The sequence below is a fragment of the Bowdeniella massiliensis genome (assembly GCF_023634005.1).
Taxonomy (GTDB): Bacteria; Actinomycetota; Actinomycetes; order Actinomycetales; family Actinomycetaceae; genus Bowdeniella; species Bowdeniella massiliensis.
This window is the reverse complement of sequence record NZ_JALIQR010000023.1, coordinates 1-21063: the sequence shown is the minus strand read 5'-3', so window position 1 is coordinate 21063 and position 21063 is coordinate 1. Positions and strand designations below refer to the sequence as shown.

The following is a 21063-nucleotide window of genomic DNA, read 5'->3' as shown; positions in this document are numbered from 1 at the left end:
GCGCGCAATGCGCCTGCCGGTCGTATTGACCTCGACGAGCCAGCGCTCCGTGCCGTCGGGCGAGGTTCGAAGCCACGCGGCATAGCCGCGCTGACCGCTGGCAAGGAACCTCACCTCGCCGGTCGCGGGGGCCGGCTGGTCGCGGCGGCGCCGGAGGCGCCGCGGCGCCACCTGCCCCCCGTCCGACGCTCGCCCGCGCCCCCCGCACCCCCCCACGCACGCCTCCCCCGCCCGCGGCGAACTTGACGCCTATGCCGCGGCGCTCGCACAAGAACTCGCTCGCCTCACCGAGCCACCCACCTTCCAGACCGACGCCCCCGTCGTCATCGCAGGCCCCCACGACCTCATCTCCGTGCACGTCCCATTCGACGGCACCACCGTGCGCATCCTCGAGCACCCTCCCCTCGAAACCCCCACCGGCTCCGACCGTGCCCGCCGCGCACGCGTCCTGCGTGACGACGCCCCGCTGAGCTGGGAGGGCTGCCTCTATTGGACCGAGGACGACGGAAAAGCGTCACCGCGATACTGGCCCGACGGCACGCATCCCGCGCTTGATGCGCCCGAAACCCGCGGCCCGCTGCTCGATCTTCTTGCCGACGCCCTCTCCGCGTAGCACCGACGCTGACCGGCACGCGCATCTGCCCGAAACTATCGGAGTGCGCGCGCGATGGCGCATAATAGGCAAGATATGTCGAACGCGCATGCCCTGGGGGGACTCCGACGCGCCGCCAGGTTCGTGGCGGCTGGCCTTGTGGCACTCCTCGCGCTCGTTGTTGCTCCGCTGCCAACTCACGCGGCGCCCGCAAGCACGAGTGATGAACCGGTCATCGTCGTGGGCCTCGGTGCGATGCGCTGGCGGGAGGTCGATGCCGCGGCGACACCCAACCTGCTCTCGCTCCTGGCCGAACCCTCGGCCGCGGCCGGGTCCCTCGTCGTGCGTTCGGTTGCCACCCTCACGTGTCCCGCCGACGGCTGGTTGACCGTCTCGGCAGGCCGCCGCACGACGGCCGAGCCGCGCGGCACCGTCTGCGCGGGCATCGCCACGCACAAGAGCCCGGCCCGTGCCGCCGACTGGGCGACCTACGTGCAGACCGCCACCGATCAGGACTACGGCGCGATCCCGGGGACGCTCGGCTCACTCCTTGCAGGCAGCGACATCTCCGCCGCGGCGCTCGGCCCCGGTGCCATCCTCGCGCTCACGCAGACCGACGGCCTGCTCGCCGATCCCACGCTCGCTGACCCCGAGCCCCTCACGCCTGAGTCAATTTCCGCGGCGCTGCCGGGTCTGCTCGAGGCCGGCACGCGCGTCATTGCGATCGACGCCGCCTCCCGGATCGACGACATCACGCGCCTCGGCCACGGCGCGGCCGCCAATCCCGCCACCGCCGATGACGACATCACCACCGCGCTCGACGCCAACCTCGGCGCGGCCCTCGCCGCCGCCCGCAGCTACGCCGAGACCTCCGGCACGCCCGTGCGGATCGTCGCCGCGGGCCTGCACGATCGCCACACGCGCCCCTATCTCCACGTGTTCGTCACCGCACGCATCACCCCCGACGGCGATGTGACGCCCGCGAGCGACGCGGGCGTCCACCTCATCTCCTCCGCCTCGACACGCCAGCCGGGCATCGCCCAGAGCACCGATCTACTACCAAGTATCGCCTCCTGGCTCGACGCGCCGACGCCCGCCACCGCCGTCGGCTCCCCGATCAAGGTCACGGCCGCCGAGCCCATCCCGCTCGCCGAGTTCCTCGCCGGCCAGGTGGACTACGACATCCACCTCGACCGCTCGCGCGCCGCCGTACCGTGGTTCTACCCGGGCTACATCATCCTCGTCCTCGCGCTGTTCGCCCTCAGCGCCCGCGCACTGCGCGCCCCGCGCGTCAGCCAGCTCGCGCCCGGGCGCCACCGCCTCCTCGCGCTGTGGGCCGGAACCGCGCTCGCGATGCCGCTCGGCGTCTACCTCGTCGACCTGCTGCCCTGGTGGCGTGCCGGTGCCGCCCTCGCCCCCGTCCTCGGGCTTCTCGGCGCCCTCGCGTTCGCGATCGGGCTCTCGGCGCTCGCACTCGCTGTCACGGCGCGCGCCGCTCGCGGCATGTCGGGAGCAAGGGGCGCCCTGACCCGCGCAGTCGCTGCCCCTGCCCTGCTCGCCACCACCCTGTGGCTCACGCTCATCCTCGACGCCCTGGCGGGCGCACCCCTGCAACGCACCGCCATCATGGGATCGTTTGCGACGGTCGGCGGCCGGTTCTACGGCATGAACAACACCTCGTTCGTGCTGCTCGCCGTCACCTCATTCATCGTCGCGGCGAGCCTCGCGGCCGTCCTCGCTCGCTTCGCCGCCCCCACCGAATCTCGCCGGCGCCAGCGTGCCGCGGCCGCCTTCGTCGCCATCGGACTCGTGACCGTCGTCATCGACGGCGCCCCCTCCATCGGCGCCGATTTCGGCGGCCCGCCGGCCCTCATCCCCGGCTTCGCGATCGCCACCCTGGTTGCGCTCGGCGTTGCCCTCTGCCTGCGGCGCATCCTGGCCATCCTTGCCGCGACGGTCGCCGCCGCGTTCGCGATCTCCTATCTCGATTACCTCCGGCCGCCGGCCCAGCGCAGCCACCTCGGGCGTTTCATGCAATCCGTCTTCGACGGTGAGCTCATCCAGGTGGTGGGTCGCAAGGCGAGCGCCAACCTGCACATCCTGACGAACTCCTATTTCACGATCCTGCTCGCTGCGGCCCTGCTCATCCTCGCGGCCTTCCTCCTCGGGGCCCGCACCCGACGCCGCAACGCGCCCAACCTTCCTGCCGCCGAGGCGCCCTACGGTTGGCTGCTGGCGGGCCCGGATGCCCTGGCGGCGCGCCTCACCTACCTGCGCCCAGCGGCCCTCGGGATTGCGGTCACGCTCCTGATCGCCTTTGCGGTCAACGACTCCGGCGTCGTCATTCCCGCGATTGGCCTCGGCCTCGCCGTGCCGGCCTTCATCATGATCGCCCACACGTGGCAGGCAGAACGCGTGCCTAGTTCGGCAGCGACGCACCCCGAAGGTTAAGCCGGTACGGCTCCCCCGGGCGCTGCATTGCGGCCGACTGCGCGATGATCTCGCCCGGGATCGCGCGCGTGCGCACCCGCCGCTGAGTCACCGCGAGCATGACGTCGCGGTACTGCCCGGCGCGGTGCAGCTGCCCGGCCAGGTCATTGCCCGTTGCGCGATGCGTGAGATCGCAGGGCACCTCGATCACGGTCAGGCCCGCGCGCAGCACGTCGATCGTCATCCCGGTCTCCACGCCCCAACCGCGCGAGAGTGGCGTTGCGACCTCATAGGCCTCCCGGCTCAAACACCGCTGACCGGACAGCGGCTGCAGCGGCTGCCAGCCCGTAAACTTCTCGATCGCCTTGCGCGCCGCGCCGACGACGAAGCCCCGGCCACCGGCCCCGGCCTGCGGCGGCAGCGCCGCGATCGCCAGATCCGCGCGGCCTTCCAGCACGGGCGTCACGAGTTCATTACATTCGACGGCGCTCTCGCCAAGATCCGCATCCAAAAACAGCAGGTGCCGCGGCGGCCGGTTATCGATATCACGCATCGCCACGACGGCCGCGCCCGTCTCCATTGCCGATGCCTTCCCGCGGTTGACGGCATGGCGCACGACGGCGGCGCCAGCATTGCGGGCTACGTGTTGAGTATCGTCATCGGATCCGTCATCGACGACGATGACGAGGTCGACCCGCTGAATGGCGCGGGCGGCACGGATCGTCGTAGCAATCGTGTCCGCCTCGTTTTTTGCAGGAATCACCACGGCTACGCGGCGCGTGGGATCGGAACTCACGCCACTAGCCTAGCGGGGTGTGAGCGGTGACGCAGCCGCGAAATGGTGGAATGATGGAAATGCTCGACGCTCACAGTCCCCATCAGATCGGAGGCCCGCCGTCATGACGTCTCCCGCCCCGCCGATCGGCGACCGCCACGCCCTGATTTCCTCACCACTCGGCGAGCTCACGGTGATCGCCCGCGACTACCGCCTAGCCGGCCTGTACTACGACGATCACACCCACCGCCCCGATGCTGCCCGCTTCGGTCAGCGGGTCGAGGCCAGTGCCGATCCGTTCCTGGCCGAGGTCGCCCACCAGCTCGAGGGCTACTTCGCGGGCACACTCACCCACTTCGATCTGCCGCTGTACCTACCCGGCACGACGTTTCGCACCCGCGTGTGGGAACTCCTGCGCCACATCCCTTACGGGGAGCACCGCAGCTACGCCCAGCTCGCCGCCCTTGCCGGAATCCCCGCCGCCGCCCAGAGTATCGGCCAAGCGGTCGGGGCGAACCCGATCTCGATCATCGTGCCCTGCCACCGCGTGCTGGGCGCCGACGGCTCGCTGACGGGCTACGCGGGCGGCACCGCGCGCAAACAAGCACTGCTCGATCTCGAAGCCCCGACGGACCTCACCGCCTCGCGACTGTTCTAGCCGCCGGCGCGAGGCCCGTCGACGCTCCGCGAGTCCTACAGCCGCCGCCACCTCCGACGCCAACGGGCAACCGGCACTACCTCCCGGCCGGCTGTGGGACGATAGACTACGACGACCATTGCGCTGAGGTTCAGCGCGGAAATTACTGGAGTTCGCCATGGCTGCCGATCCACGTCCGACCATCCGAGACATCGCTCGCGAGGCGGGAGTATCGACGACGGCTGTCTCCTTCGCGCTCAATAATCGCCCGGGCATTTCCGTCGCGACGCGCGAACGCATCTTGCAATTGGCAGAAGACCTCGGCTGGACGCCCTCAATCGCGGCGCGCGCGCTTTCCAGCCAGCGGGCGCGGGCCGTCGGCCTCATCATCGGCCGACCCTTGGGCTCGTTCGCGGGCGAACGGTTCTTCTTCCACTTCATGATGGGCGTGGAGCGCGGGCTATCCGTCCACCGCTATTCCTTCGTCTTCCACACCGCCGCAGAAATGTCCGACGAACTCGATACCTACCGCCGCTGGTGGGCCGAGCGGCGGGTCGACGCCGTCATCGTCGTGGACCTCCTGCAGGACGATCCGCGGCCGGCGCTCCTGGCCGAAAGCGGCATCCCCGCCGTCTTCGCCGGCGACTTCCCCGGCTACGGCGCGGCCGTGATGAGCGACGAGGAAGCTCTCATGCGGCGCGTCATCGACTATGGGCGTTCCCTCGGAATCGAGTCGATGGGCTACGTCGCGGGCCCGCAATCGATCGTCCACTCCGACCGACGGCTGCGCGCATTCGCCGAACTCACCGCGGCGGCCGGCATTTCCGGCATGGGCGTCGCCGCCGATGATTACACCGTCGAAGCCGGCCACGACATCGTGCGCCAACTGCACGCGGCCGGGGACCTCCCGCGCTTTATCGCCTTCGACAACGAGGTGCTGTGCCTCGGCGGCACGCGCGAGCTCGTCGCACAGGGCATTCGAGTCCCCGACGACGTGGCCGTCATGAGCTTGGAAGACTCCCAGCTGTGCGAGGTGATGGTCCCAGCTGTGACCGCGATTCGGCGTGATTCCGCGGAATTCGGCGAGCAGTGTGCGGCGCTTGTGCTGGACCTGCTGGACCGGCGCACTGAAGCAGGCACCTCGGTCGTGTTCGACCCGGCACCCGAGGTCATCGAGCGCGCCTCCACGGCCATCGCCCCTGCCTCCTAGCCAGCAGCAACCCGGCCTTCCACTCCCTCAAAACCGGGCGATCGGAGCCGTTGTGGAGAGTTAGGGGAAAACACAAACCCCTAACTCTCCATAAGCGCACCTATCCCCTCCAGAGAACGTAAACGCCCAAGCGGGAACGCGCGCCCAGGTGCGGACGCGAGCGCGGACACGCTAGCGCAGGCGCGAGCACGCACGCTAGCGCAGCGTCACCTCGCGGGAGATGAGGCCGGAGCGGGCGCTGCGCTGCTCGGGCGTGAGCGGCGCGTCGTCGGCCAGCGCCTTGCCGAGCCGCTCCTCGAACGCGGCGGCGACGGCGTCGAGCTCGTCGGCCTCGCTGCCCGGGTTGAGCTCCCACACTGGGACGAGCAACCCGCAGGAGCGGAAGAACCCGATGAGGCGGGTGCCGTCCTCCAGCTGCGTCGCGCCGTCGGTGTGAAGCTTGGCAAGCGCGTCGAGCAGGCTGTATTCGTCCTCCGGGCGCACCCAGCGCAGGTACTCCTTGCCCATGCGGCACCAGAAGGCGGACGCGACACCGGCGACGGGCGCGGACGGCACGATGTGCTCCGCTGCCTGCTCCAGGGCCTGGTCGAGCTCGGGCGAACGCTCGGCGCTCGGATCCACCCAGTAGGCGAAATCGTCGTGCACGGTGAGCTCCCACGCGGCCTCGGGATCGACGATGTCTTGCAGGCGCGGGCCGGGCTCTGGCAGCTCGACGTGGCGCAGCGGCGTGCCGGGGGCGAGCGCGGCGGCGGACTCAATCGCGTGCGCGATATCGCGCGAGGCATCGCCAGAGCGGGTCGCGGCCTGCAGCGCGACGACGACCGTGCCATCCTCGCGACGCAGCGCGGGCCACATCTCCGGCAGCAGCGTAACGAGCAGAACGGGCACGTCGGCGAGATCGCCGGTGAGCTTCAGGGGCGCGGAGGCCGACGGGAGGAGCTCGCGCATCGCGACGAGATCGGTTTCGCCCGCCAGACCCTCAAACGGGCGCTCGACGAACGCGACCTCCTGGCGCTTCGGCTTCGCGGCGCGGTCCTTCTTACGGTTCTTTTTTCCCATGACGACAAGGATACGTCCTGGCCGCGACTAAGGCGCTAGCGACTCCGCGTCTGCGCTAACGTCCCCGCGCCTGCGCTAGCGTGTCCGCGCCCGCGCTAACGACTCCGCCCCCGTGTAGACGTTCATGCGGCCCTCGCGCGTAAACCCGGCAAGGAGGATTCCCGCGTCCGCGGCAAGGTCGATGGCGAGGGAGGATGCCGCGGATACGGCGACGACGGCACCCAGCCCAGCCATGGCGGCCTTCTGCACGAGTTCGAATGACGCGCGCCCCGACAGCGCAAGAATTGCGGGGCGATCGTCACTCCCAGCACCGCCAGGTCCGGCCAGCCCGCCGCGAGCGCCAGTACCGTCCGTTTCCCCGCGAGCGCCAGGGGCACCCACGGCCGGCAAGGCCCCCGACATGAGGAGCGCGCCAATAGCTTTATCGGCGGCGTTGTGGCGCCCGACGTCCTCCCGAATGACGACGGGATGGCCGCCGCCGGTGAAAATGCCCGCGGCGTGGATGCCGCCCGTGGTGGCAAACGCCGTTTGGTGCTCGCGCAAAAGCTCCGGCAGGCGAACGAGCACTCGCGGGTCAAACCGCGCCTCGCCCGCACTTTCGCTACCATCATCCCGAGCCTCGCCACCCGCTCCGACGAGCGAATCCCGCCCAGCCATCGCGCCTGCCCCAGCAAGAGCGGCAGCGCGCCGCGCCATCACCTGCTCGATCGACGTCGTGCCGCAAATTCCGCACGCGCTCGTCGTCGTGAGCAGCCGCCGGCCAGACAGATCGGGCGGCGCGAGCCCGGGCGCGAGATCCACGTCGACGACGTTGAACGTATTCTCGTTCTGCCCGCACGTCCCGCCGCAGTAGCGCACCTGCGCGATATCGGCGCCGGCGCGAATGAGGCCCTCGGAGTACAGCAGGCCGTGGACGAGCTCGACGTCAGCGCCGGGCGTGCGCATCGTCGTCATCAGCGACTGACCCGCGACGCGAATCTCGAGCGGCTCCTCCACGGCGACGGTATCGGCGCGACCGCCAATGATGACCTCGGGCGCACCAGCGTCACCAACCTCGGGCGCACCAGCATCACCGACCTCGGGCGCGGCAGCAACACCGCGGACGACGACGCGCGTCATCCGCAATTTGCGCGTAATCCTGCCCACTGCTCCCCTTACGCGCGCGCAGCCGACGCGGCCGCATGTTCCGCGCCGGACGCCGGCTCAGCCGGCCCGGTCGACGCCGCGCGCTCCGCGCCGGACGCCGCATACTCCTCGCCGGACGCAACCCCGGCCTGCCCGGCCGCGGGCTCCAGCCGAATAATGATCGACTTGCTCGTCGGCGTATTGCTCGTCTCGGCCGTCGAATCCAGCGGCACGAGCACGTTCGTCTCCGGGAAGTACGCCGCCGCGCATTGCCGCGCGGTGTCATAGGCGACGACGCGGAAGTTGGGCGCGCGCCGCTCGCCATCGGGCGCCACGGAGATCAGGTCGACGATATCGCCATCCGCGACGCCGAGCTCCGCGCAGTCGGCGGGGTTTACAAAGACGACGCGGCGCCCGCCGCTGATCCCGCGGTAGCGGTCATCGAGCCCGTAGATCGTCGTGTTGTACTGGTCGTGACTGCGCACCGTTTGCAGGATGAGGTGGCCGGGCGGGCACTGCAGGACCTCGAGCTCGTTGACGCTCAGGTGCGCCTTGCCGTCGCTCGTCTCGAAGCGCCGCTCGCGCGGACCATTCGGCAGCGCGAAACCGCCCGGGGCCGCGATGCGTTCCTCGTAACGCTCAAACCCGGGAACCGTCGCTTCGATGTGGCGCCGCACGACGCGGTAATCGTCCGCCATGGCCCGCCAGTACGCCTCACCAAAGGCGCGATGCCCGATCTCCGCGACGATGCGCGGCTCGGAGTGCAGGCCGCGGTGGGCGGTGCGCCGCCCGGTGGAGGCGTGCACCATGCCCATCGAGTCTTCGACGCTCACGGACTGGATCCGGCCCGCCTGGCGGTCCTCGTCCGTGCGGCCGAGCGTCGGCAGGATAATCGAGGTCGCGCCCGGGTGCAGGTGCGAGCCGTTGAGCTTGGTGGAGACGTGCACCGTGAGGTCCACGCGGGCCATCGCCGCCTCCGTCACAGCCGTATCCGGCGTGGCCCGCACGAAGTTGCCGCCCATCGCCATGAAGAAGCGCACCGCGCCGTCGCGCATCGCGCGGATCGCCTCGACGGTGTCGTAGCCGTGCTTGCGCGGCGCAGCAAAGCCGAACTCCCGATCGAGCGCCGCAAGGAAATGCTCCGGCGGTTTCTCCCAAATCCCGACGGTGCGATCGCCCTGAACGTTGGAGTGGCCGCGCACCGGGCAGGCACCCGCGCCGGGCTTGCCCATGTTGCCCGTCAGCAGCAGGAAGTTGACGATCTCGCGGATCGTCGGCACCGAGTTCTTGTGCTGAGTCAGCCCCATCGCCCAGCAGACGATCACGCCGTCGGCCTCTTGCACGAGGTCCGCGACGCGGCTGATCGCCTCGGGCCGCAGTCCCGTCGCCGCGCGCACGTCATCGTCGGACAGCGCCAACAGGTGCTCGATGGCGGCCTCGGTGCCGATGCAGTAAGTGGCGAGGAAGTCCGTATCGAGCGCGTCGCGGCGGATGAGTTCGCGGCTGAGCGCCTGGAAGAACGCGAGATCGCCGTTGACGCGGATGCGCATGTATTCGTCGGCGAGGTCCGTGCCGCCGCGCAGCATGCCGCGGATCGTTTGCGGGTTTTTGAAGTTCTTCAGCCCCGCTTCCGGCAGCGGGTTGAGCGCGACGATGCGCCCGCCGGCCGCCTTTTGCTTCTCCAGCGCCGCGAGCATCCGCGGGTGGTTCGTGCCGGGGTTTTGCCCGACGATGATGATGAGGCCCGCGCGGTGGATGTCCTCAAGCGTCACCGTGCCCTTGCCGATGCCAATCGTCGTGCCGAGCGCCGCGCCCGAGGACTCGTGGCACATGTTCGAGCAGTCCGGCAGGTTATTCGTCCCGAGACGCCGCGCGAGCAGCTGGTACATGAAAGCGGCCTCATTCGACGTTCGCCCCGAGGTGTAAAAGACGGCCTCCTCGGGCTTGATCGCGCCGAGGTGGGCAGCAATCTCGTCGTAGGCCTGCTCGTAGCTGATCGGGCGATAGTGCGTATCGCCCGGCGCGAGGCGCATGGGCGTGGTGAGGCGGCCGGCCCGCCCGAGCTCGTAATCGGTGAACTCCCGCAGCTCGGCAATCGAATGCTCGGCGAAGAACTCCGGGGTGCAGCGCCGCGCCGTCGTTTCTTCCGCGACGGCTTTCGCGCCGTTTTCGCAAAACTCGACGATGCCTTCCTCGCCGGGCTTCGGATCGGGCCAGGCGCAGCCCGGGCAGTCCACTCCCCCGGGCTTGTTCAGCGTGATGAGCGGCAGCAGCGCGCGATCGCGGATCGCGAAGTCCATCGCGTGGTGGATGCCGCCGAAGCCTGCGGCGGCGCGCTGACGCGGCCCCACCCGCGGATCGTCATAGGCGGTTGCGCTCTGCGCCTCGCCGGCCTCCCCCGCCTGGCCGGCCTCGCCCGCTTCGCCCGCCTCGCGGGCCCGTCTCGCATCAGCCATCGTTGCTCCTTTACTTGGCTTCACAATCGGGGGCCCGCGCTACAGAATCTCGGGGACCGAGCCGTCCTCGCTTGTTACGGGCAGCCCCGCCTGGTGCCAGGACGTCATTCCACCGTCGACGTTGTAGGCGTCATAGCCGTTCTGATTCAGCCACGCGGCCGCGCGCCCGGAGCGGCCCCCGGTCCGGCACACGACGAGCAGATCCTCGTCGGGCAGTTCGTCGATGCGATCGGGCAGATCGCCGAGCGGAATGTGCAGCGCGCCCGGCGCGTGGCCCGCCTCCCACTCCTCGTCCTCGCGGACATCGAGCAGGACGTAGCCGTCGGGCACCGGATCGGCGCCGTCGAGATCAGCGACGGTGATGGTCTGGGGCGTGTGCGGAATAGCCATGGGTCAATGGTGGCACGTATGGGCAATTTTGGCCCGCACAGCGGCGAAGCACCGCGCGAAAGCGCGCCCGGGCGGGGACAATGGAGGCATGCATGAACGAGCCGGCCAGGTGGCACGCGAAGAAGATCTGATCGACGTCGACGCCCTCATCGCGGCGTACTACGACAAGGAACCCGATCCGGATAATCCGGACCAGCAGGTGGTGTTCGGGACGTCCGGGCACCGCGGCTCCGCCTTCGATACGGCCTTTAATGAGGCGCATATCGTGGCGACGACGGCCGCGATCGTGGAGTATCGCCGCAGCCAGGGCACCGACGGCCCGCTGTTTATCGGGCGTGACACGCACGCGCTGTCCAAGCCCGCCTTCGACTCCGCGCTCGAGGTGCTGGCCGCCGCCGGCGTCGAGGTGCGAATCGACGCGAGCGACGGGTACACGCCCACCCCCGCGGTCTCGCTCGCGATCCTACAAGCCAACGGCGCAGGCTCTCGCGCGGGCGCGGGCGCGAACTCCAGCACCGGGCTGCGCCGCACGGGCCCCGGGCTCGCCGACGGCATCGTCATCACCCCGAGCCACAACCCGCCGCGCGACGGCGGCTTCAAGTACAACCCGCCGCACGGTGGCCCCGCAGATTCGGACGCCACGAGCTGGATCGCCCGCCGCGCCAACGAGCTGCTGCGCACCGGCTGGCGCGAGATCGCCCGCCTGCCGCTGAAGGAGGCGCTCGCCGCCGAAACCACCACGCGCTTCGACTTCCTTGCCACCTACGTCGAGGAGCTGAAGAACGTCCTGGATCTCGACGTCATTCGCGACGCCGACGTGCGCATCGGCGCGGACCCGCTCGGCGGCGCCTCCGTCGAGTATTGGGGCGCCATCGCCGAGCGCTACGGCCTGAACCTCTCCGTCGTCAATCCCGAGGTCGATCCGCGCTGGTCGTTCATGACGCTCGACTGGGACGGAAAAATCCGGATGGACTGCTCCTCGCCGCACGCGATGGCCTCGCTGCGGGAGAAAATGAGCGGCGACGCCCCCTTCGATATCGCGACGGGCAACGACGCGGACTCCGACCGGCACGGCATCGTCACCCGCGACGGCGGCCTCATGAACCCCAACCACTTCCTCGCCGTGGCCATCTCCTACCTCTACACGCATCGCGACGGCTGGCGCGCGGACGCGGGCGTCGGCAAGACCCTCGTGTCCTCCTCGCTGATCGACCGCGTCACGGCTGACCTCGGCCGGCGCCTCGTCGAGGTACCCGTCGGCTTTAAATACTTCGTGCCCGGGCTGATCGACGGCTCGATCGGGTTCGGCGGCGAAGAGAGCGCGGGCGCCTCCTTCCTGCGCAAGGACGGCACGGTCTGGACGACGGACAAGGACGGCATCATCCTCGCCCTGCTCGCCTCCGAGATCATGGCGCGCACCGCGAAGAGCCCCTCCGAGCTCCACCGCGAGCTGACCGAACGCTTCGGCGAGTCCGTCTATGCGCGGATCGACGCGCCGGCAAACCGCGAGCAGAAGGCCAAGCTCGCGGCGCTCAGCCCCGAGGACGTCACAAGCACCGAGCTCGCCGGCGATCCGATCACCGCGAAGCTCGTGCGCGCGCCCGGCAACGACGCGCCGATCGGCGGCCTCAAGGTCACCACCGACAACGCCTGGTTCGCGGCGCGCCCCTCGGGCACGGAGGACGTCTACAAGATCTACGCCGAGTCCTTCCGCGGTGAACAGCACCTTCAGCAGGTGCAGGCCGACGCGAAACAGGTCGTCGACGAGGCCCTCGGCAGCTAGCCGCTGAGCTTCCGGCCGCGCGGCTCCCACCTCCGAGCCGCGCGGCTCGAACGACCGGGCCGCCCGCCGCCCGTCGCCCGTCGCCCGCCGTCGCCGCCCGTCGCCCGCCGCCCGTCGCCAGCCGTCAGCCGTCGCCGCCAGCCGTCGCCGGCTGCGAAAGTGTGCGCCGTAACCTACCGGCGAGGGCGAAATCTGCCCTGCTCGGTGTGAGACGATCCAGGGGTGGCGAACCCCTATGCTGCGATCCTCTCCCACCCCGGCGCTCTCGCATTTTCGGCGACGGGGTTAGTGGCGCGCCTACCGCTCGCGATGACGGGCCTCAGCATCATTTTGATGATCGAGCACACCTACGGCAGTTACGGCCTGGCGGGCGCCGTCTCGGCCGTCTACGTCGTGACGATGGCCGCCGCCGCGCCCATGCTCGCGAACCTCGTCGACAAATACGGCCAGGCCCGCATCATGCGCCCCGCGCTCGCGATCTTCAACCTTGGGCTCGCCGCCCTCGTCGCGGCAACGATCACCCGCGCGCCCGCCGCGCTGCTGCTCATTGCGGCCGCCATCGCCGGCACCGCCACGGGTTCGATTGGCGCGCTCGTGCGCGCCCGCTGGTCCATCACGGTGGCCGACGCCCGCGAGCTCCACACCGCCTACGCGCTGGAATCGGCCCTCGACGAGGTCGTGTTCGTCATCGGGCCGGTGCTCGCTACCATCCTCGCGACGACCCTCGCGGCGCCCTCCGCCATCATCGCCGCCATCGCCTTCTCGCTCATCGGCGGTTTCTGGTTCCTCTCGCTCACCGCCACCGAGCCCCCGGCGCAACGCCGCACGAAGCGCAAACGCGAACTGTGGGAAGACGCCGTCGACGATCCGCACGCCCGCCCAAGCGACACCGCCCCCGGCGTCCTCACCCTGCCCGCCATGTGGTCGCTCATTGTCGTCATGGCGTGCATCGGCGTCATCTTCGGCGCGACGGACGTCTCCACCGTCGCCGTCTCCAAGGAGTTTGGCCGCGAATCGCTCGCGGGCGTCCTCCTCGGCATCTTCGCCTTCGGCTCCCTGATCTCCGGCCTGCTGTACGGCGCGCGCGTCTGGAACGCCACCCTCACGATGCGCTTGGCAATCGGCGTCATCGCGCTCGCCGCCGGATCCTCGCTGTTCTTGTTCATCCACTCGCTGCTGGTGCTGGGCGCCGTCATGTTCGCGACGGGATTCGCCATCGCACCGACGTTCATTAACGCCAACGCCGTCATCCAGCAGGTGGTCCACGCCTCGCGGCTGACGGAGGGATTGACATGGATGGCGACGGCAAACTCCGCGGGAGTCTCGCTCGGCTCGGCCATCGCCGGCGCCATCATCGACGCCAAGGGCGGCCACGCCGGTTTCTACGTCGCGGTCGCAGGAGCCGTCGGCGCCACGATCATGGTGCTCGCGACGCTGCCCGTAATTCGCCGCTCGATCACGACCTCCCGCCTCTAGCGCGTTCCCGCCTCTAGCGCGTTCACCCCTCTAGCGCATCGCCACCAGTGAAATCCGCAGTCGCTTAAACCTCGAGGTCACTACTCATCAGCCCGCGGGTCCGGCGAAGCGTCCAGTTCGTCGGACAGGGCATCGAGTTCGGCGCCACCGGCCATGAGGTGGGTGAGCTCCTCAAGGCTGATGCCGGCCTTCGCGTACGTCCCGAGGGAGGCGCCGCGGTTCAGGACGAGGAACTGGTCCCCGACGAGATAGGCGTGCTGCGGGTTGTGCGTAATGAAGATGACCGCGATCCCGCGCTCGCGCGCCGCCTGGATGTTCTTCAAGACGACGCCGGACTGCTTGACGCCGAGCGCCGCCGTCGGTTCGTCGAGGATCAAGACGCGGGCGCCGCGGTGGATGGCGCGCGCAATTGCTACGGACTGGCGCTCCCCGCCAGAGAGCGTGCCAACGGGTTGCTCGACGTCGCGAATATCGATGCCGAGCGCGGCGAGCTCACGGCGGGTGGTGCGCTTCATCTCGCCGATTTTCAGCGTGCCGAGGGGGCCCACGCGTTCGGAGCCGAGGAAGAAATTGCGCCACACGCTCATGAGCGGGACCATCGCGAGGTCCTGGTAGACGGTGGCGATCCCGGCCAGGAGCGCTTGCCGCGGGGAGGTCAGGCGCTGCGGCTCGCCGTCGATGAGGAAGTCCCCGGCGGAATGCTCATGCACGCCCGCGAGGATTTTGATGAGCGTCGATTTACCGGCGCCGTTGTCCCCGAGGATGCAGGTGACTTCGCCTGGGCGAACCGAAAGGTCGATATCGCGCAGCGCGATGACGGAGGCGAAGGTCTTGCCGAGGCCGCGCGCCTCGATGATGGCCTCGCTCATGAGCGCACCCCCGCTCGGCGTGCGACGGACCAGTTCACAAGCACGGCCGCGAGCAGCATGATCCCGAGGAAGGTTTTCAGCCAGTTGTTGTCCCAGCCGGCGTAGACGATACCCTGGTAGGTCATGCCGTAGATGAGCGCCCCGAAGGCCGCGCCGATCGCGGAGCCGAAGCCGCCGGTGAGCATACAGCCGCCGACGACGGCGCAAATGATGTAGATGAACTCCTGGCCGACGCCCGTCGTCGCCTGCGCGGTGCCGACCTTGAACAGCGCGAGCATGCCCACGAGCCAGCCCGCGGCCGACGTCGTCATGAACAGTGCCATGATGGTGCGGATATCGCGCACGCCGACTGCCCGCGCGGCGCTCCGGTCCCCGCCGACGGCGAAAATATGGTTGCCGACGCGCGTGCGCTGCAGCACCCAGGTGGCGATCGCCGTGACGACGATGGACCAAATGACGGGTGCTTTAATCGCGAACGGGCCGAGATGCAGCGTCGAGCCGAAGAGCTGCCGGACGGTGAAAAAGCCCGAGATTTGGTCGATTCCTTGCAGCGCGACGGTGCCGGTGAGCAGCTTCGTGACCGCGAGGTTGATGCCCTGCAGGATGAAAAACGTCGCGAGGGTGACGATGAAGGACGGCAGGCCGGTGCGCAAAACGATCGCGCCGTTGGCCGCCCCGATGGCGAGCGCGAGGGCAAGCGCGAGGATGACCGCGAGCCACAGGTTCACGCCGTAGGTGCCGGCGAGGATGCCGACGAACAGCGCGGTCGTGCCGGTCATGACGCCCGCGGACAGGTCGAAGTGCCCGCCGATCATGAGCAGCGCGACGGCCACGGCCATGATCCCGATCGTCGCGGAGGACTCCAGCCACGTCGAGATCCCGGCGGGAGCGAGGAAGGTCGTCGTGTTCAGCGCGAAAAAGACGAGCACGGCGACGGCGGCGATGACCGCCCCGATCTCCGGGCGCCGCATCACGGTGGTGAGGTGGGAGGTGGCGACGGCTCGCTCGTCGGCCGCGTGGCTCTCGGCCGCGTGGCTCTCGGCAGCGTGGCTCTCGGCCGCCGCGCTGCGCCCCTCAGGTTTTTCGCGCTCAGTCATCGTTGCCCGGTTAGTGCTTGCCGCGCTGGATCGCGTCGGCGATCTGCTCGACGTTGTCCTTCGTGACGACGAGCGGGCCGGAGTAGACGGGCTGGCCGCCGCCGGTGTCCATCGCGTCGGTCACTTTCTGCTTCAAAAAGACGACCGGCAGCCAGCCCTGGGCATAGGGCTGCTGATCGACGGCGAAGGCAAGCGAGCCGTCCTTGATGGCCGAAACGACGTCGGCGTCGAGGTCGATGCCGCCGATCATCGCCGAGCTGGACGCGTCGCCGATCGACTTGAGCGCGGCGCTCGTGATCGAACCGTTGAGCGTGAAGACGGCGTCAATATCGGGGGTGGCCTGCAGCTTGGCGGTGATGGTGTTTTGCGCCGAGGCGAGATCGGAAATGTCGACCTGGAGGTTCTCCGCCTGGCCGCCAAACGTCTTGGCCGCGCCCGCGCAGCGCTGCTCCTGGCCGATATTGCCCGCCTCGTGGATCACGCAGATCATGCGCTTTTTGCCCGCGGCCTTGAACTGCTCGCCGGCCGTTTCGCCCGCGAGCTCCTCGCTCTGGCCGACGTGCGTCATCGCGCCGAATTCCTTGTAGCGCTCGATGCCGGAGTTGATCGTAATGACCGGGATTTTGGCGTCGACGGCGGCCGTGATCGCCTCTTTCAGCCCGTCGGGGTTCGCCATCGAGACGATGAGGCCGTCGACGCCCTGGGCGATCGCATTCGTAATGAGGATCGACTGCTGGGCTGGATCCGGATCGGCCTGGTAGGTCATCGTCACGCCCATCGTGGCGGCGGCGTCCTCGCCACCGGATTTGACGATGTCCCAAAAGGCGTCGCCCTGCGCGGAGTGCGTGACCATCGCGAAGCTGAGATCGGCGCCCTCGGAGGTGGAGCCGGAGCCCTGCTGGGTGGCAGCTGCGGAGCTCGTCGTCGTAGTGTTCGGGGCGTCATTAGTGCAGGCGGTTAAGGTCATAGCGCTCAGCGCGCAGGCGGCAAACGCGAGAATGCGTCGCATGGGATCCTCCAGTGGGGCGGGCGATTCTGCCCGCCAGCCTACTCCGTGTGCTAGGTCACGCGCCAAGTCGTTTGCGGCCTGGTCCTCCCGTAGCCTGAAGGCATGGGATTTTCTCGCACCGGTTCGATCCTGGAAGATGCGCTGCACGCGCGCGTTGAACCCCTCGTTCGCCGCTTCGGCTTCCGCCCCCGCGTCCTCGGCTATTTCGGCTACGGCACCGGCGAGCGCGCCCGCGTCCTGGCGCGGGTGCTGCTCTCGCGCCCCGCGCCGAAGCCGTCGTCCCTGCCCGACCCCGTCGCGCGCGCCCAGCGCGGCTGGCGCAATTTCATGACGGTGCACGCCGCGAACCTGCCCGTCACGATCCAGCTTGGCGAGGCGATCACCCACACCCACACGGACCGCAACGGTTATATCGACGTCGTGCTTGAAGGCCACGGGCTGCCGCCCGGCCGGCACCGCGCTTACGTGCACGCCGAGGGCGCCGCCGTCGCCCGTGCCGACGTCGAGATCATTGGCGATGACCAGCGCCTCGGCCTCATTTCCGATATCGACGACACGGTGCTCGTCACGATGCTGCCGCGCCCGCTGCTCGCCTTCTGGAACTCCTTCGTGCTTCGCACCTCCACCCGCAAACCGGTGCCGCACATGCCGGAGCTGTACACCGCGCTGACGTCGCGCTGCCCGGAGTTGCCCGTCTTTTACCTCTCAACGGGCGCGTGGAACACCTTCTCGGTACTGCGGCGCTTCCTCGCGGCCAATGGCTATCCCGACGGCCCGCTCCTGCTCACCGACTGGGGACCGACGCAAACCGGCTGGTTCCGCTCGGGGCAGGAACACAAACGTGCCATGCTCGCCGCGCTCAGCGAGTGGTACCCGCAGCTCACCTGGCTCCTCATCGGCGACGACGGCCAGCACGACCCGATGATCTACGGCCAGTTCGCCAAGGAGCATCCCGACCGCACGTTGCTCATCGCGATCCGCGAACTCACGGCGGCCCAGCAGGTCCTCGCGCACGGCACGCCCGATACCGGTCCGGGCGATAAATCCGCCCCCGAGGTATGCGAGGGCGAACTGTCGTCCAGCGTGCCGGTGGTGACAGGGCCGACGGGCCGTGAGCTCGCCACCCAGGTGCTCCCCGTCGTCGAACAGTTCGTCGCGCAAGCACCGGAGCGGGCCTAACCGCGGCGGCTAACCGCGGCGGCTAACCGCGGCGGCTAAGCGCGGCAGGCCTAGCTGCGCGAGATCAGCGGCTCGAGGCTGAAACCCTGAAAACTATCGAAGCCCAGGTGCGCGAGGATCGCCATCATCGCATTGCGCGCCGCTTCCGCGTCTCCGCAGCGGATCGCCTCGGCCAGCTCGCAGTAGGAATGCCCCACCGAGTCATCGCCGAGTAGCCGCTCGGGCCGCTGCCCATACGTCGCCCGAAAAACGTCGCCGATGAGGTTCGCGATCCCGTCAAAGAGGCGGTTGTTCGCCGAACGGTACAGCAGGCACTGGAAGGAGATTTCCAGGTCGACGAACGACGCGAACCGCTCCTCGCCGAGCAGCGTCACCATGCGCTGCGCGTAGGCGAGCATCAATTCGCGGTCGGCCTCGCTGGCACGGTTGGCCGAATACCAGCACGCCCACGGCGCGAGCGCGGTGCACAACTCCCCGAGCGCCTGCAGCTCCTCCTTGCGGGCGCGTCCCGCCAGCCGCCAGCGAATAATCGCCGGATCAAAGGGCGTCCATTCCGAGATGGGCGTGACCTGCAGGCCCACCCGGCGCTTCGGCACGAGCATGCCCTTGTCTTCCAACACGCGCATTGCCTCGCGCGCCACGGTCCGTGATAGGCCGTACTTGTCGCAGATATCTGCGATCGTAAATGTCGAGCCGGCCGCTATCTCGCGATTAGCGATCCGGGCTCCGAGCTCATCAACAAGCTCTGTCGCCACTATGCGTCATCCCCCTGGTGTCGTGGTTTTCTGACCATCGAACGTCTTCATCCTTTAGGGGCCATCCTAACGGACGCGGGTACCTTGCCCTATGGGCAATCTTCGGTTGCCCGAACGAAGAGCCCGGCGCGGTGCTCCGCGAGCCGGCGCGGCGGATGAACGTGAAATTGGCGCCGGGCAGGGTGACAATAGGAGGCAGACGCTATCCGTCCTCACGCTAGGAGCACCATGACCGAGCACGTATTCGCCACGCCTCCCGTCGCCGTCGCCGATCTCGGCGTCACTGGGATGGGGGTCATGGGCTCGCGGCTGGCCCGAAACTTCGCGCGCCACGGCTACACCGTCGCGATTCACAACGTCACCCCGGACATGACGGCCGACGTCATCAACGAGCACGGCGAGGAGGGCCAGTTCGTTCCCGCCGACGACATGGCAGATTTCGTTGCCTCGCTGAAGACGCCGCGCGTCGTGCTCGTCATGGTCGTCGCGGGCGAGATCACCGACCAGGTCATCGAGCGCGTCGCGCAGTACCTGGAGCCGGGCGACATCATCATCGACGGCGGCAATGCGCTGTACACCGATACGATCCGACGCGAGAAGGAGCTCGCCGAGCGCGGGCTGCTCTTCGTCGGAGCGGGCGTTTCGGGCGGCGCCGAGGGTGCGCTCAACGGCCCGTCGATCATGCCCGGTGCCTCCGACGAAGCCTACGAGCGCGTCGGGCCGCTGCTCACCGCGATTGCCGCACGCGCCGAGGACGGCGAACCGTGCACGACGCACATTTCGACCGACGGTTCGGGCCACTACGTCAAGATGGTGCACAACGGCATCGAATACGCCGACATGCAGCTCATCGCCGAGGCCTACGCGCTGCTGAGCGGCGCCCTGAAGATGACGCCGGCCGAGATGTCGAAGGTCTTTGCCGCATGGAACGAAACCGAGCTCGAGTCCTACCTCATTGAGATCACGAGCGAGGTGCTCGCCAAGGTCGATGAGGAAACCGGCAAGCCGCTCGTCGACGTCATTGTCGATCAGGCCGGGCAAAAGGGAACCGGGCGCTGGACGGTGCAGGACGCCCTCGACCTCGGCGTGCCGATCACGGGGATCGCCGAAGCGACATTTGCGCGAGCCCTGTCCTCTTCCGTGCCGCAGCGCGAAGCCGGCGCGGACCTACAGGCCCTCGCCGAAGCATGGGACGTGACCGACCGGGACGCCTTCATCGAGGACGTACGCCGCGCCCTTTACGCCTCCAAGGTCGTTGCCTACTCCCAGGGCTTTGACCAGATCGCCGCCGCCGCCCTCGAATACGACTGGAACATCGACCTGGGTGCCGTCGCCAAGATCTGGCGCGCAGGCTGCATTATCCGGGCGCGCTTCCTCGACGAGATCGCCGCTGCCTACGATGCGGACCATGTCATCCCGGCCGCAACCTCTGATGGTGGCGCCGGAGCGGGCGATGAGCTGGACAAGGACGGCGCCGGTACCGCGAACGAGGCCTCGACGGATTCCGAGCACGCCGCGGGCGAGCATTCCGGCACGCACACACCCGATGCGGAAACCGCGGATGCGGAAGGTTCCTCCGGCGGCGAGACCGACGTCCCGCTGCTGCTCGCGGCGCCCCACTTCCGCGACACCGTCGAAGAATGCATCCCGGCGCTGCGCCGAATCGTCGCCCAAGCCGCGTTGCACGGGATGGCGGTGCCGGCCTTCGGCGCATCCCTCGCTTACTACGACGGCGTACGCGTGAACCGACTGCCCGCGGCGCTCATCCAGGGTCTGCGTGACTACTTCGGCTCGCATACCTACGCACGCATCGATAAGGACGGCATCTTCCACACCCGCTGGGCGGAAGACGGCGCCGAGGAAAAGGTCGGCTAGCGCCTTCCAGCATCCAGCGTTCTGGCTCCCGCCTAGCTCCTCCGCTCCGACTTCGCGTCATCGCTGGAGAGAGTGAGAGCCTCGTTGACACCAGAAAGCCGCTCCGATTCTCATCTGAAGTATCGGAGCGGCTTTCTTTTGGCAGTGGAATGCTGCCCGCATCAAAAGGGGGGACTGTCAGATAAAGGGTGTGTGGGTCCGGCCTGATCCGAAAGGAGGTGGCCGTGACTGACACGACCGATGCCGTCATCGCTAATGACGAGATGATTGATCCCGTGACCGGAGAGATCATCAATCAGAAAGACCTCGCCGAGCGCCTGCTGGCGGAGGCGAAGGAGCAGGGCGT

General features: G+C 68.7%; 17 protein-coding genes. 8 read left to right on the top strand and 9 right to left on the bottom strand.

The window, feature by feature from the left end; genetic code table 11:
• Nucleotides 1–352 precede the first annotated feature (352 nt).
• Nucleotides 353–613 carry a hypothetical protein gene (locus MUN85_RS12280; protein ID WP_250506962.1) on the top strand — a complete coding sequence of 87 codons (261 nt, stop codon included), beginning with the start codon at nt 353–355 and terminating at the stop codon, nt 611–613.
• Between the two features lie 75 nt (nt 614–688).
• The gene (locus tag MUN85_RS12275) at nt 689–3043 is read left to right on the top strand and encodes a hypothetical protein (RefSeq protein WP_250506961.1); all 2355 of its coding nucleotides are present in this window, start codon (nt 689–691) and stop codon (nt 3041–3043) included.
• Here MUN85_RS12275 and MUN85_RS12270 read toward each other — a convergent pair.
• A complete protein-coding gene (locus MUN85_RS12270; protein WP_250506960.1) occupies nt 3012–3818 on the bottom strand; it encodes a glycosyltransferase family 2 protein in 807 nt (268 codons plus the stop codon). The genes MUN85_RS12275 and MUN85_RS12270 overlap by 32 nt on opposite strands.
• Nucleotides 3819–3921: 103 nt before the next feature.
• On the opposite strand from MUN85_RS12270, the gene MUN85_RS12825 reads away from it, so the two are divergent.
• Nucleotides 3922–4455, top strand: coding sequence for a methylated-DNA--[protein]-cysteine S-methyltransferase (locus MUN85_RS12825; RefSeq protein WP_284501177.1), 534 nt, complete (start codon nt 3922–3924; stop codon nt 4453–4455).
• A gap of 157 nt (nt 4456–4612) precedes the next feature.
• Nucleotides 4613–5644 carry a LacI family DNA-binding transcriptional regulator gene (locus MUN85_RS12255; RefSeq protein ID WP_250506959.1) on the top strand — a complete coding sequence of 344 codons (1032 nt, stop codon included), beginning with the start codon at nt 4613–4615 and terminating at the stop codon, nt 5642–5644.
• A 195-nt stretch (nt 5645–5839) separates the two neighbouring features.
• Here the strand turns inward: MUN85_RS12255 and MUN85_RS12250 are convergent, their stop codons facing one another.
• The 4 genes from MUN85_RS12250 to MUN85_RS12235 all read right to left on the bottom strand — a co-directional run bounded on the left by MUN85_RS12250 (nt 5840) and on the right by MUN85_RS12235 (nt 10674).
• Nucleotides 5840–6703: a DUF5926 family protein gene (locus MUN85_RS12250; RefSeq protein WP_092563742.1), complete on the bottom strand. Its 864-nt coding sequence runs from the start codon at nt 6701–6703 to the stop codon at nt 5840–5842.
• 75 nt (nt 6704–6778) lie between these two features.
• On the bottom strand, nt 6779–7849 hold the full coding sequence (locus tag MUN85_RS12245) for a formate dehydrogenase accessory sulfurtransferase FdhD (protein ID WP_250506958.1): 1071 nt from the start codon (nt 7847–7849) through the stop codon (nt 6779–6781).
• Nucleotides 7850–7857: 8 nt separating this feature from the next.
• Complete coding sequence (locus MUN85_RS12240; RefSeq protein WP_284501176.1) at nt 7858–10284, bottom strand: FdhF/YdeP family oxidoreductase; 2427 nt, start codon at nt 10282–10284, stop codon at nt 7858–7860.
• Between the two features lie 39 nt (nt 10285–10323).
• On the bottom strand, nt 10324–10674 hold the full coding sequence (locus MUN85_RS12235; RefSeq protein ID WP_250506957.1) for a rhodanese-like domain-containing protein: 351 nt from the start codon (nt 10672–10674) through the stop codon (nt 10324–10326).
• 88 nt (nt 10675–10762) lie between these two features.
• Between MUN85_RS12235 and pgm the strand changes: the two genes are divergently transcribed.
• Nucleotides 10763–12457, top strand: a complete 1695-nt coding sequence (gene pgm, locus MUN85_RS12230) for a phosphoglucomutase (alpha-D-glucose-1,6-bisphosphate-dependent) (RefSeq protein ID WP_250506956.1) — start codon at nt 10763–10765, stop codon at nt 12455–12457.
• 222 nt (nt 12458–12679) lie between these two features.
• Nucleotides 12680–13933, top strand: a complete 1254-nt coding sequence (locus MUN85_RS12225; protein ID WP_250506955.1) for an MFS transporter — start codon at nt 12680–12682, stop codon at nt 13931–13933.
• 80 nt (nt 13934–14013) lie between these two features.
• On the opposite strand, the gene MUN85_RS12220 is transcribed toward MUN85_RS12225, so the two are convergent.
• From MUN85_RS12220 to MUN85_RS12210, 3 genes are read right to left on the bottom strand one after another with little or no spacing between them, the layout of a single operon-like run.
• On the bottom strand, nt 14014–14802 hold the full coding sequence (locus MUN85_RS12220) for an ATP-binding cassette domain-containing protein (protein ID WP_250506954.1): 789 nt from the start codon (nt 14800–14802) through the stop codon (nt 14014–14016).
• A complete protein-coding gene (locus MUN85_RS12215) occupies nt 14799–15899 on the bottom strand; it encodes an ABC transporter permease (RefSeq protein ID WP_250506953.1) in 1101 nt (366 codons plus the stop codon). The genes MUN85_RS12220 and MUN85_RS12215 overlap by 4 nt, the downstream gene beginning before the upstream one ends.
• A 10-nt stretch (nt 15900–15909) precedes the next feature.
• Nucleotides 15910–16908 (bottom strand): substrate-binding domain-containing protein, encoded by a 999-nt coding sequence (locus MUN85_RS12210; protein WP_250506952.1) that lies wholly within the window; start codon nt 16906–16908, stop codon nt 15910–15912.
• A gap of 102 nt (nt 16909–17010) precedes the next feature.
• Between MUN85_RS12210 and MUN85_RS12205 the strand changes: the two genes are divergently transcribed.
• A complete protein-coding gene (locus tag MUN85_RS12205; RefSeq protein WP_250506951.1) occupies nt 17011–18087 on the top strand; it encodes an App1 family protein phosphatidate phosphatase in 1077 nt (358 codons plus the stop codon).
• Between the two features lie 50 nt (nt 18088–18137).
• Here the strand turns inward: MUN85_RS12205 and MUN85_RS12200 are convergent, their stop codons facing one another.
• Nucleotides 18138–18842 (bottom strand): FadR/GntR family transcriptional regulator, encoded by a 705-nt coding sequence (locus tag MUN85_RS12200; RefSeq protein WP_250506950.1) that lies wholly within the window; start codon nt 18840–18842, stop codon nt 18138–18140.
• Between the two features lie 228 nt (nt 18843–19070).
• On the opposite strand from MUN85_RS12200, the gene gndA reads away from it, so the two are divergent.
• Nucleotides 19071–20717, top strand: a complete 1647-nt coding sequence (gndA, locus tag MUN85_RS12195; protein ID WP_250506949.1) for an NADP-dependent phosphogluconate dehydrogenase — start codon at nt 19071–19073, stop codon at nt 20715–20717.
• The last annotated feature ends 346 nt before the right edge of the window (nt 20718–21063 follow it).